The following is a 7,702-nucleotide window of genomic DNA, read 5'->3' as shown; positions in this document are numbered from 1 at the left end:
GCTTTGAATTGCGCGCCACGCGCCGCACCATCAAGACCGAGGATTATCCGCTGACCGCGCCGATGTTCCTGTATCTGCCCGCGCGCCGCTTGCCTGCCTTGGCCCGTGATTTTCTGGCCTACACCCGCAGCGACGCCGCCCAGATCGTCATCCGCCGTGCCGGTTTTGTCGATCAGGCGACCGAGGATATTCCGCTGGACCTACAAGGCGAACGCTTTGCCAATGCGATTAACGTGGCCGAGGGTGAAGAAGGCCTGGCAACGCTGAAACGCATGGTCAATACGCTGTCGCCCTACGCCCGCCTGTCCACGTCGTTCCGGTTTGAACCCGGCTCATCCCGCCTGGATGCGCAATCGCGGTCCAACGTGCGCCGCTTTGCCCGCGACATCGAAGAGGGCGTGTACGATGCGCATGACATCCTGTTTGTAGGCTTTTCCGACGGTGATGGTCCGGCTGGACCCAATCTGAACATTGCCCGCAAACGTGCCGAGGCCGTGCGCGACGCGATCAAGGATGCCGCCGAAGCCGCCGATTTCGACATGCTGACGATGGGTGTTGATGCCTTTGGCGAAGCGATGCCCATGGCCTGCGACAACACCGACTGGGGCCGTCAGGCGAACCGTCGTGTCGAGGTCTGGCTGCGTTAAAGCAGACCTTCGCTGCGAAAACTGATTTCCGTATTGTGCCCGATCACCAGATGATCGTGCAGCGTGATCCCCAACGGGTCCAGCGCCCGTTCGATCTGGGCCGTCATGTCGATATCGCTGCTTGATGGTGTCGGATCGCCCGACGGATGGTTGTGAACAAGGATCAACGCCGAGGCGTTCAGTTCCAACGCCCGTTTGGCGACTTCACGCGGGTATACCGGCACATGATCCACCGTGCCCCGCGCCTGTGCCTCATCCGCGATCAGGATGTTCTTGCGATCCAGATAGAGGATGCGGAATTCTTCGATCCGGTTGTGCGCCATGGCGGTGTGGCAATAGTCGACCAAGGCCTGCCAGCTGCTGATCACCTCTTTCTGCATAACCTTGGCGCGGGCCAGCCGCTGTGCAGCGGCCTCGACGATCTTGAAACTGCAGATCACAGATTGCCCGACGCCCGACACTTCGGACAGCCGGTCAGGTTCGGCTGATATCACCCCGTTAAAATCCCCGAACCGATCCAGCAATTCACGCGCCAGCGGCTTTACATCGCGCCGGGGGATAGCGCTGAACAGCACCAGTTCCAGCAGCTCGTAATCCGGCACAGCGGCAGACCCGCCTGCCATGAACCGTTCTTTCAAACGCTGCCTGTGATCGCGGATGTAGGATGGCAGTTTTCCGTTCACCAAAACCGGCGCGTCTTCGCCCGTGTCGAACAGGGACGGCTGAACATCAGAAAAGGCGCGCGAACTGGACATGGTCCAAATTCTGCGCGCCCATGGTTACCAAGCGGTAAACAAAGAAATACGCCGGCGCGGGAGGGCTACACCGGCGTATTTCGGGAGTATACTCTGTTAGTTCAGTTGCTTGCGTACTGCAGGCCAACAGGCTCGGCCGCAACTGTTACGCCAGCGTCTGTGCGGGCGAATGTATATGTGTGCGTCAGCGTGCCCGGCAGACCAAAGGACACATCGTCACCTTCGGCCAGCGTCATGATCAGACGCGCAGGTGCGGCGTCGGCCATTTGCGGCAGGAAGGTTGCGACAACCTCGTAGCCTGCTTCGGCTTCTGTCCAGTAGACGGACATATCAACGCCGGACTGGTGCAGAGTTGCGCCTGCCATCTCTTTTTCAAGAACGATTTCGTTTGCCAGTACGGGGGCGGCGGTCAGGGCCAAAGCGGCCGCAGCAATCAGAGTTTTCATGGATCATAACCTTTGAATGGGGAGGGACGGACCAAGGCCACGCCATATTTTCTGCATCCCATCCTAAGCAGCATAAAAATGCTGCACCACAGCAAATACCCCATATCCGCTATGCTTTTCTGCTGGGTGGGCTAACCCCACCCCAAAGGGTAAATTTCAATAAGTATCTGAAAATAAACAATTATAATTGATTTTTTCTGCGTACAATTGCATGCTGCATACGCAGCATTCCGCAGCATACCGTATACCAATGCATTCACGAAAAAGCGCCGGAGGATATCCGGCGCTTGGGAAGGGCTTATTCAGCCGCGTCGCGTTTGGGCAGAACCCAGTCGGGGCGCGGGAAATGGCAGGTATAGCCGTTGGGGATACGCTCCAGATAATCCTGATGCTCCGGCTCGGCCTCCCAGAAATCGCTCACGGGCTCGACCTCGGTCACGACCTTGCCCGGCCAGATGCCAGAGGCATCCACATCCGCGATCGTATCCAGCGCAATCTGTTTCTGTTCGTCGTTCACATAGTAGATCGCTGACCGGTACGACATGCCCACGTCATTGCCCTGACGGTTGGGCGTGGTCGGATCGTGGATCTGGAAAAAGAACTCCAACAGCTTGCGGTAGCTGGTCTTGGCGGGATCAAAGATGATCTCGATCCCTTCGGCATGGGTGCCGTGGTTGCGATAGGTCGCGTTGGGCACGTCGCCACCGGTATAGCCGACCCGCGTCTTCTGAACGCCGGGCAGCTTGCGGATCAGATCCTGCATGCCCCAGAAACAGCCACCGGCCAGTACAGCACGTTCAGTCATCAGATATCCTCCACTTGATCGACATATTGGCCATATCCTTCGGCCTCCATGTCTTCTTTGGCGACAAAGCGCAGCGACGCCGAGTTGATGCAGTAGCGAAGACCACCGCGATCTGTCGGCCCGTCAGGAAAGACATGGCCCAGATGGCTGTCGCCGTGTTTGCTGCGCACTTCGGTGCGGATCATGCCGTGGGACATGTCGCGCAATTCCACGATGTTATCAGGTTCAATCGGCTTTACGAAACTGGGCCAGCCGCAGCCGGATTCATATTTCGCCGCCGACGCGAACAGCGGTTCGCCCGACACGATATCCACATAGATACCCGCCTTTTTGTTACTCAGGTATTCCCCCGTCCCCGGACGTTCCGTACCGCTTTCCTGCGTCACGAAATACTGTTCGGGCGTCAGCGTGGCGATCACGTCGGGGTTCTTTTCATACTTGGTCATGGCAGCCTATCAGTTCATCCTCGTGCCCCAATAGATGGGGCTTTGCGCCCAAAATCAAAGGGAAGATTACAGCGCTTCAGCTTTCCGTGAGGCAACCCACCGCCCAACGCGCGGCATCAGCGACGACATGTTCAGGATCATCGACCAGCGATTGCGCGACGGAAAGCAGCGCAGGGTCGTTCGAGTTGCCGATAGCATAAAGCACATTGCGCACGAACCGTCCCCGCCCGATCCGCTTGATGGGCGATCCCGAGAAATGCGCGCGGAACCCTGCATCATCCAGCACAACCAGATCCGCCAGCGCAGGCGCGATCAGGTCCGGGCGGGAATGGTACTTGGCTTCCCGCGCCTCGGCGGCGAATTTGTTCCACGGGCAGGCCGCCAGACAATCGTCACAGCCGTAAATGCGGTTGCCCAACAACGGGCGCAGCGCTTCGTCCACGGGCTCTTTGTGTTCGATGGTCAGATAGGAAATGCAGCGCCGTGCATCCAACTGGTATGGCGCAGGAAAGGCATCGGTCGGGCAGATATCAAGACAGGCACGGCACGACCCGCAATGGTCTACCTCGGGCGCGTCAGCGGGCAGGTCCAGCGTGGTAAACACCGACCCCAGAAAGAACCACGATCCCATCTGACGGCTGACCAGATTGGTGTGCTTGCCCTGCCAGCCCAAACCCGCTGCCTGCCCCAACGGCTTTTCCGGCACAGGGGCGGTGTCGACGAACACCTTCACCTCGCCCCCCGCCTCGGCAATCAACCAACGGGCAAGGCGCTTCAGCTTTTTCTTCAGGACGTCATGGTAATCGCGGTTCTGCGCATAAACGGAAATGCCTGCGCGGTCGGGCATGTTCAAAACATCCAGCGGATCGTGTTCGGGGGTATAGGATTCACCCAGCATGATCACCGATTTCGCATCCGGCCAGAGCACCTGCGGCGCACCGCGCCATTGCACGCGCTCTTCCATCCACGACATGGTGCCATGGCGACCTTCGCTCAGGAAAACGCCCAGCCGGTCAGGCACCTGCGGCACGTCCCAAGGGCGGCACACGCGCGCAAGTCCGAACCCGATATCACGGGCCTCGGCCACAAGTTTTTCCTTAAGATCGGTCACTGACACCCCGATTTCCGAACCGCTAAACGCGGTATATCAGAAATCCAGATCAGCGTAATGCGCAGGCGGCGGGAAGCCGGGCACCTGATCGGCAAGGATCGACCGGAACGCAGGGCGCGATTTGATCTTGGCGTACCAGTCCTTGACCGTGTCCGACCGGTTCCAATCCACGTCCGAGATATAATCCAGCGACGACAGATGCGCAGCAGCCGCAAAATCGGCCAGCGTCATCACATCACCCGCCAACCAGCGGCGGTGATCCAGAAGCCACGCCATGTAATCAAGGTGGTACTTCACAGCCCGCGCACCTGCCTTGACGTTGGTGGAATCCGGAAAGCCCTTTTTCATGACCTTCTTGTTCACACGTTCGTACAGCAGCTTGGACGTGACTTCGTTGTGGAACTTGTCGTCGAACCAGTTCACCAGACGGCGCACTTCATAGCGGCCTTCGGCACTGCGCGGCATCAACGCGGGTTCGGGGTGTTTTTCTTCGATGTACTCACAAATCGGCGTGGATTCCGCCATTGTTTTCCCGTCGAATTTCAGGATCGGCACCTTGGCCGCAGGGTTGCGGCGCAGAAAGTCAGGGCTTTCTTCCCAGTACTTTTCTTCGACCAGCTCAACCTCGATTTTCTTTTCCGCAAGCACCAGACGCACCTTGCGACAGAACGGGGAAAGAGGAACGTGATAAAGCTTGGCCATAGCAGATTGACTGTAATCCATTTCGGTCAGATTTGATCCTCGTATACGCCTTACAATGTCAGTTGCAACTGCTCAAAAGTGGGTAGGCGAAGTTATGACTTTATTCAAAACAGGCAGCGCGACCATCGCGCCGGATGGTTTCCGCTCCGTCCAGAATGGAGGCAGTGCGCTTGCGTGTAAAGGACGACGGGCTGGCCGCTGATCGTCCCTTGGGGTTGGGCAAAATGGCCGCCAGACGCGCCGCTTGGGTGGGCGTCAGGTCTTTGGCGGAGGTGTTGAAATAGCGGCGTGCGGCGGCTTGGACGCCAAAGACGCCTTCGTCGAATTCGGCGACGTTCAGGTATACTTCCAGTATACGCCGCTTGGGCCAGACCGCCTCCATCACGGGTGTGATCAATGCCTCGAGCGCTTTGCGCACGTAAGTCCGGCCATGCCAGAGGAAGGTGTTTTTGACCACCTGCTGGCTGATCGTCGATGCCCCGCGCGCGCCGCCGTCTTCGATGGCGTCACGGATCGCGTTCATGTCAAAACCCCAGTGGTTACAGAAATTCGCATCCTCGGCGGCAACGACAGACCGGAACATCACAGGCGCAATGTCATCCGCATCGGTCCAGATCCGGTCCACACCACCAAGGCGGCTGGATTCCTGCCAGATGTAAATCGTCGTGGGCGGGGCCACGAAACGGTAGAGCACGATCAACAACAGAAACAGAACAGTCGGATAGAACACCAAACGGAACAGCCAGCGCCGCAGCCACTTGATCGGGGACACGCGCGTTTTCTGTTTTGCGGCCTTTGTGCTGGCCGGTTTGGATGCCTTGCGGGTTCTTGCCATGGGCGAAGATATACGTGGGCAAACGCGCCACGGGAAGTATGCGGTTTCACGAAGGGCCGGAACTGAGGCGGCAGGGACGCGGAGCCGCGCCTAGTCCATGCCCTGAACGGTATAGTCCCGCGCAATCCCCTTGGTCGCCCGCCCCCAAGCACTCTGCTCCACGCGGGTCTGATGGAACCGGAAGGCCTCGGGGTCGGTGAATTCTTCGTGCACGGTCCAGATCAGCAGGTCGGGGCTTTGGATGACCTCAAACACCAGACACCCCTCTTCAGCCCGCGTCAGAGCGATATGCTCCTCAATATGCGCTTGGACGATAGCAAGCTCATCTTTGTTTGTGCAGCGTAGGACGCCGTTAAGTGTTACCATGGGTTTGAACGTTTAACCGCTTTTCTGGGGCAAGTTAGGGCTTACCTAGCTGATCCACTTCCTCAAGACTGATGAAAACACGCGATCCTCTAATCTCTACTGTGCCGCGGCCTGTAATTGAGCAAAGATCGTCATAGGCGATCATGAAGCTTGTGTTATTACACTCTGTTTCGATCCTTTCGCGTGCGTCTCGGCCTGCGTCAACAGTCACGCCAAAAGGGTCACGACTTTCATTGTAGAACGTGAAATCATCTTCGGAACTATTATATTTGATCCTACCAGAGAACGTCACTTCCGTTCGATCCATGCTACTCAGGTATCTTTCAAGTGAAATATCTTGTGCTATTGCAGTTCCGGCCCAAAACAGAGCGAAAATCGGCAAGTAAATTTTAAGCATAATATTCTCCGTGTATTTGATCTTAAAGTCACTCTTTCAAAGGTAGCACTGGTTCTAACAATCTAAAATTGAATAAAAACTCAGGGTCCGATATGGCGGCCTGACCCGCATAACTCATTTCCACCAGCGACCCGTTGTAGAGCTCAAAGTCTCCAGAGAAAGTCACTTTGTCACCACGCCTTAAGTTCAATAGTGTATTGTACACTGCAGAATGTGATGACGATATGAGGGTGTCCAAACCATATGACAGGTGAACTCCAGCAAGTAGATTTACACCTCCGATATCAACGCTAATACCGCCTTTTCCCTGAACGCTTTGAACTCCAACTACAATACCCGACCACCCCTGTGGGCTGGCGCTATTGGCAATTTGTCTGTTTCTTGTCTGAATGATTTCCCGCAAAGCGAGCGAATTTGGTGCCGAACTTGCTTGAGAGTGAAATTTCTCAATTTCAGACAAGAAATCTCGTTGTGCCGCAGGAAGCTTCTGTGCCGTTTCGGACTGCCTCTGGGTTGGCAACATCATGCCTATGACCAGAAATGCTGAAACCAGAACTATTGCATAAATAAGCCAGCGGCGAGGGCGGCCCTTTTTACAAATGGTACATTTTTTGTTGCTTTTTAGGTTAGCTTTTCCACACGAGCAAATCCAGTAAGATACGCTTTCAGCCATTTATTTAGGCCGAGTAAGAAGTGACATAATACCTAGAATGACTGCTCCAATCAGCCAGACAAAAACGAGGATCGTAATCCCAAGACCTGTCCCTATGGCCGCTCCAGCAGCTTCGGCCCCGGACATGCCCGCTTGGCTCTCGACTGCAGCTTGAGTACCCCCCCAAATCCACAGCACCATCAGAGCATTGAAAGCCCAAAATGCAAGAAGCACCAATTTGCCAAAAAATCCTCGCTTTGTTTTTCTAAGAACCGCTCCGCACGATGGGCACGAAGTTGCACTAGTGCTGACTTTGTGCCCACAAGTTGGGCATTCAATTATTTTCGGCTTGGCCATTCAAACCTCCTTATAATTTTTCTAATAGAATCTATTATGTATCGTAACTCATGACTGAGGGAAGGGTTTATCTACGCTGACGATGCAAACGAGACCTGCGCCCATAAAACCTTCTAGTATAGATAAAGCATAGCGCTGCGACCTGTCTGCAATCAGTCAGAACCAAGTGCTTAAGAAAACAGT

12 protein-coding genes are annotated in these 7,702 nt (G+C 55.8%); 1 reads left to right on the top strand and 11 read right to left on the bottom strand.

Annotated elements, in window-relative coordinates:
• Nucleotides 1–647, top strand: a 647-nt coding sequence (locus AC4FIA_RS04060; RefSeq protein ID WP_490364807.1) for an OmpA family protein, incomplete at its 5' end; no start/stop codon positions are given.
• Here the strand turns inward: AC4FIA_RS04060 and radC are convergent.
• From radC to AC4FIA_RS04005, 11 genes are all read right to left on the bottom strand, one after another.
• Nucleotides 644–1,402 carry a RadC family protein gene (radC, locus tag AC4FIA_RS04055; protein WP_490364806.1) on the bottom strand — a complete coding sequence of 253 codons (759 nt, stop codon included), beginning with the start codon at nucleotides 1,400–1,402 and terminating at the stop codon, nucleotides 644–646. The genes AC4FIA_RS04060 and radC overlap by 4 nt on opposite strands.
• Nucleotides 1,403–1,503: 101 nt before the next feature.
• Nucleotides 1,504–1,848, bottom strand: coding sequence for a hypothetical protein (locus tag AC4FIA_RS04050; protein WP_287474290.1), 345 nt, complete (start codon nucleotides 1,846–1,848; stop codon nucleotides 1,504–1,506).
• A 298-nt stretch (nucleotides 1,849–2,146) separates the two neighbouring features.
• Nucleotides 2,147–2,653, bottom strand: coding sequence for a peptide-methionine (S)-S-oxide reductase MsrA (gene msrA / locus AC4FIA_RS04045; protein WP_103910445.1), 507 nt, complete (start codon nucleotides 2,651–2,653; stop codon nucleotides 2,147–2,149).
• Nucleotides 2,653–3,099 (bottom strand): peptide-methionine (R)-S-oxide reductase MsrB, encoded by a 447-nt coding sequence (gene msrB / locus AC4FIA_RS04040; RefSeq protein WP_473031084.1) that lies wholly within the window; start codon nucleotides 3,097–3,099, stop codon nucleotides 2,653–2,655. The genes msrA and msrB overlap by 1 nt, the downstream gene beginning before the upstream one ends.
• A gap of 76 nt (nucleotides 3,100–3,175) precedes the next feature.
• A complete protein-coding gene (gene queG, locus AC4FIA_RS04035) occupies nucleotides 3,176–4,210 on the bottom strand; it encodes a tRNA epoxyqueuosine(34) reductase QueG (protein ID WP_490364805.1) in 1,035 nt (344 codons plus the stop codon).
• Between the two features lie 36 nt (nucleotides 4,211–4,246).
• A complete protein-coding gene (gene fzlA, locus AC4FIA_RS04030; RefSeq protein WP_490364819.1) occupies nucleotides 4,247–4,912 on the bottom strand; it encodes an FtsZ-binding protein FzlA in 666 nt (221 codons plus the stop codon).
• Between the two features lie 100 nt (nucleotides 4,913–5,012).
• Nucleotides 5,013–5,747: a monofunctional biosynthetic peptidoglycan transglycosylase gene (gene mtgA, locus AC4FIA_RS04025; RefSeq protein WP_490364804.1), complete on the bottom strand. Its 735-nt coding sequence runs from the start codon at nucleotides 5,745–5,747 to the stop codon at nucleotides 5,013–5,015.
• A gap of 90 nt (nucleotides 5,748–5,837) precedes the next feature.
• Nucleotides 5,838–6,113: a putative quinol monooxygenase gene (locus AC4FIA_RS04020; protein ID WP_490364803.1), complete on the bottom strand. Its 276-nt coding sequence runs from the start codon at nucleotides 6,111–6,113 to the stop codon at nucleotides 5,838–5,840.
• 34 nt (nucleotides 6,114–6,147) lie between these two features.
• The gene (locus tag AC4FIA_RS04015; RefSeq protein WP_490364802.1) at nucleotides 6,148–6,510 is read right to left on the bottom strand and encodes a hypothetical protein; all 363 of its coding nucleotides are present in this window, start codon (nucleotides 6,508–6,510) and stop codon (nucleotides 6,148–6,150) included.
• A gap of 28 nt (nucleotides 6,511–6,538) precedes the next feature.
• Nucleotides 6,539–7,183: a hypothetical protein gene (locus tag AC4FIA_RS04010; RefSeq protein WP_490364801.1), complete on the bottom strand. Its 645-nt coding sequence runs from the start codon at nucleotides 7,181–7,183 to the stop codon at nucleotides 6,539–6,541.
• Nucleotides 7,184–7,519: a zinc ribbon domain-containing protein gene (locus tag AC4FIA_RS04005; RefSeq protein WP_490364800.1), complete on the bottom strand. Its 336-nt coding sequence runs from the start codon at nucleotides 7,517–7,519 to the stop codon at nucleotides 7,184–7,186. It abuts the gene before it with no gap.
• Nucleotides 7,520–7,702: the final 183 nt, after the last annotated feature.

This window comes from Thalassococcus sp. (assembly GCF_982780845.1).
The sequence above is the reverse complement of the archived record's forward strand: the minus strand, read 5'-3'. Positions and strand labels throughout refer to the sequence as shown.

Bases quoted from the DNA above. Each gene is read 5' to 3' on its own strand.
- radC (WP_490364806.1), bottom strand. From the start codon at position 1,402: ATGTCCAGTTCGCGCGCCTTTTCTGATGTTCAGCCGTCCCTGTTCGAC.
- AC4FIA_RS04050 (WP_287474290.1), bottom strand. From the start codon at position 1,848: ATGAAAACTCTGATTGCTGCGGCCGCTTTGGCCCTGACCGCCGCCCCC.
- msrA (WP_103910445.1), bottom strand. From the start codon at position 2,653: ATGACTGAACGTGCTGTACTGGCCGGTGGCTGTTTCTGGGGCATGCAG.
- msrB (WP_473031084.1), bottom strand. From the start codon at position 3,099: ATGACCAAGTATGAAAAGAACCCCGACGTGATCGCCACGCTGACGCCC.
- fzlA (WP_490364819.1), bottom strand. From the start codon at position 4,912: ATGGCCAAGCTTTATCACGTTCCTCTTTCCCCGTTCTGTCGCAAGGTG.
- mtgA (WP_490364804.1), bottom strand. From the start codon at position 5,747: ATGGCAAGAACCCGCAAGGCATCCAAACCGGCCAGCACAAAGGCCGCA.
- AC4FIA_RS04020 (WP_490364803.1), bottom strand. From the start codon at position 6,113: ATGGTAACACTTAACGGCGTCCTACGCTGCACAAACAAAGATGAGCTT.
- AC4FIA_RS04015 (WP_490364802.1), bottom strand. From the start codon at position 6,510: ATGCTTAAAATTTACTTGCCGATTTTCGCTCTGTTTTGGGCCGGAACT.
- AC4FIA_RS04010 (WP_490364801.1), bottom strand. From the start codon at position 7,183: ATGGCTGAAAGCGTATCTTACTGGATTTGCTCGTGTGGAAAAGCTAAC.
- AC4FIA_RS04005 (WP_490364800.1), bottom strand. From the start codon at position 7,519: ATGGCCAAGCCGAAAATAATTGAATGCCCAACTTGTGGGCACAAAGTC.